Source organism: Pontibacterium sp. (assembly GCF_041587635.1).
Classification (GTDB): domain Bacteria; phylum Pseudomonadota; class Gammaproteobacteria; order Pseudomonadales; family Balneatricaceae; genus Pontibacterium.
Genome location: NZ_JBFGYC010000510.1, coordinates 1 through 2,893 on the forward strand (window position 1 = coordinate 1; position 2,893 = coordinate 2,893).

5 protein-coding genes are annotated in these 2,893 nt (G+C 50.6%); 4 read left to right on the forward strand and 1 reads right to left on the reverse strand.

The annotated features are described in order from the left end of the window. The 4 genes from ABYW01_RS18220 to ABYW01_RS18235 form a co-directional block, all read left to right on the forward strand. Positions 1 to 808, forward strand: an 808-nt coding sequence (locus ABYW01_RS18220; protein ID WP_372835582.1) for a motility protein A, incomplete at its 5' end; no start/stop codon positions are given. After that, complete coding sequence (locus tag ABYW01_RS18225; RefSeq protein WP_372835585.1) at positions 805 to 1,623, forward strand: flagellar motor protein MotB; 819 nt, start codon at positions 805 to 807, stop codon at positions 1,621 to 1,623. The genes ABYW01_RS18220 and ABYW01_RS18225, both read left to right, overlap by 4 nt. Next, positions 1,616 to 1,978: a PilZ domain-containing protein gene (locus ABYW01_RS18230; RefSeq protein ID WP_372835588.1), complete on the forward strand. Its 363-nt coding sequence runs from the start codon at positions 1,616 to 1,618 to the stop codon at positions 1,976 to 1,978. Before ABYW01_RS18225 ends, ABYW01_RS18230 begins: the two co-directional genes overlap by 8 nt. Positions 1,979 to 2,032: 54 nt before the next feature. Further along, positions 2,033 to 2,368, forward strand: coding sequence for a hypothetical protein (locus tag ABYW01_RS18235; protein ID WP_372835591.1), 336 nt, complete (start codon positions 2,033 to 2,035; stop codon positions 2,366 to 2,368). Positions 2,369 to 2,388: 20 nt separating this feature from the next. Here ABYW01_RS18235 and ABYW01_RS18240 read toward each other — a convergent pair. Beyond that, on the reverse strand, positions 2,389 to 2,893 hold a 505-nt coding region (locus ABYW01_RS18240; RefSeq protein ID WP_372835594.1), incomplete at its 5' end, for a DUF445 domain-containing protein.

Here is a 2,893-nt window from a genome sequence, read left to right on the forward strand (position 1 = left end):
CGGTATTGTTTCCGGTCTTGCACTGATTGTCTCTGCCATTATATTGGGTGGCAGCGCAGATGTTTTCGTAAACGTACCAGGTCTCATGATTGTGGCGGGTGGTACGATCGCCGCAACTTTCCTCACGGTTTCGTTCAAAGACGTACTCAAGGCATTTAGAGCCGCGTATATCGTCTTTTCCAGTGATAAAACAAACGCCCAGAAGATGATTCAGACGATGCTGGAGCTGAGCCGTATCAGCCACCGTCATGGTTTGGTGAAATTGGGGGACGTTAAAACCAGTTCCAACGTTCTGAAGCGAGCGTGTAATCTGCTGGCAGAGGCGGCATCTGAGCAAGTCATCAGAAATACGCTACAGAACGAAATCGATTCCCTGATCATGCGGCATCATACGGTTCAGGATACCTTCAAAAAGATGGCGGCCTATGCGCCAGCATTCGGCATGCTGGGCACTCTGATTGGTCTGATCCAGATGTTGAGCGAACTGGATAACCCCGAGACCATCGGTCCTTCTATGGCTGTTGCGCTTCTGACGACCTTCTATGGCTCTTTGCTTTCCACTATGGTGTTTCTGCCGATTGCCGGAAAGCTGCGCGCCCGTACCTTAGCTGAAGTGGCCAACCTAGAGATTATCCGCGAAGGCTGTATCGGCATCCTCACCAACGACCACTATATGCATGTCTATGAACAGCTGGCTTCCTATCTGCCTGAAGCCGAGCGTAAACCCGTTCGTATTGGGGGGAATAAATCAGCGTCAGGTGGCAAGGCGGCTCCAGCAGGCGCTGAAGCAAAAGGCAAGGCGAAGTGAGAACTAAGCACCAGTTCCCGGACGAGGGCAGCGAATCAGGCTGGTTGATGACGTATGCGGACTTGATGACACTGCTGTTGGTGTTTTTTGTGCTGCTGTTTTCCATTTCGAGTGTTGAGAAAGACAAATTTGAACTGGTGGTGAACGCCTTGCAGGTTGAGTTTCAAGGGGAGCTCTCTGCAAACAGTCTTGTCGATCTTTCGGTGATTGCACCAGTGACCACCGATATCCCTCAGCCACTGAAGGTCGATGTGACTGAAACCTCGATTAAAACGTCTGACGCGGCTGATGGGGATCAAGGCGGTGATAAATCTTCCCCCAACTTGACCACGGCACCGGTAGCACAAACGGACCTTCAGGATTGGGAGCTCATGGTGCGTGACCTTCAGGAGGCCGTAGATAACCAAAACCTGGAGGAGCATGCGACGGTCAGTATGCCAAAGGATGGTGTGGTCAAGATTGTAGTGGATGGATCAGTGTTCTTCGAGGTTGGATCGGCACGCTTAAACAAGCGTATCAACCCATTTGTAAATGTTTTGTTGGATACCATGTATCAGCACGGTCATTACAAAATGAATATTCAGGGTCATACGGATGATACGCCCATTGATACTGATCAGTTTCCCTCGAACTGGGAATTATCCGCTGTACGTGCAACCACTGTTTTGCGCTACCTGGTTCGCGGCGGTGTTCAGCCAGAGCGTCTCTCGGCAACCGGATACGGTGATTCTGTGCCGTTAGCGCCTAACAGTAGTTACGTTAACCGCGCGCGAAATAGACGAATAGAGTTTGTACTAGAGAAGAACGATGATTGAATTTCAGTATGAATATGAGAGCGGTCGTCGGGCCTACCGCCACGATGTCGTAGAAGATGACGGTTTTCGTCTGACGGTTGCCGGTCACGTGTGTGAGGCGGTTAATCTCTCGGAAAACGGCGTAGCTTATCGTGCGACGGGGCCTATGGTTGAAGATCTTCAGCCAGCGGAGCTGGAGTTCAGCTTGGACGGCGTACCCATTAGCGTGTGTTGCAATTTACAGTGTGTTCGCGCAGACGGAGGTATCCATTGCTGTACGTTCACAGCGATGTCCGACCGTCAGCATTTGATGTTGTCACGCTTTATTATGCAGTGTCAGAAAGCCTATATCCGTCGTGAGCGCGGTGTGCGTTAGCGGCGTTAGTATCCACTCTTAAGTCCTATGCCCATTCGCATTTCTGACACATTAATGCATAATGGTTGGATGAAACGTCGCCAATCAAAATCAGAACTGCGTGCCGAACTTGAAAAACAGGTTCAGTCTTATATCGACAAAGGTGGAGAGATCCAGCAGGTTGATATGGGAGAGAGCGGGCTGGAAGATGGGAAGTATGATCCCCGTCGTTTTGGCTTTGAAGCTGGTTCACAAGCCCGTACACCGCTAAACGGTTTATTGGCGACGATTGATTCCCGTCGTAAAAGTAAGCCTGAGCCAGCACTGCCAAAGGTTAACAAGCGCCTGCGTAAGAAAGTGATCTATGATGACTTTGGTGAGCCCCTGCGTTGGGTATGGGTTGAAGAATAGCCAACCCACACCCGTCTGACTTAAGCGCCTAATACGCCCGCAATCAGGCCGATCACACCACCAAATACACCGCCCCATACAACCAGCCAGCCAAGATGTTCGCGAATCATACGTTGGATAATCTCTTTCACTAGCTCCGGTGTTAGTTCGTCCAGACGCTGCTCTACAACCTGTTCTACTTTCTGGCTCATCTCAGCCATAACCGACGGTTGTTCCAGCTCCTCTTTCAGCAGTGCGATAAACTCTTCCTGCTGGGTAATCTCCTCGATAGAGCCTTTTACCTTGTCTACAAACGGTATGCGTAATGGCTCGATGACCGCCACACCGCCCACCATGCTGAGCATCGAACCCAGTGATGAACTCTCAATTACCTCGATCAGGTTGTCGAATACCGGATTGAAATCGACCTGTTCAATCACCGGAGCCAGATGCAGGTTTGGCTGAGCGCCGTTCTCTGACCCGAGGAAGCGTTCGATATTCTCCTCAGTAAAGAACTGCTCCATCATCAGCGTTTTGATACCCAGC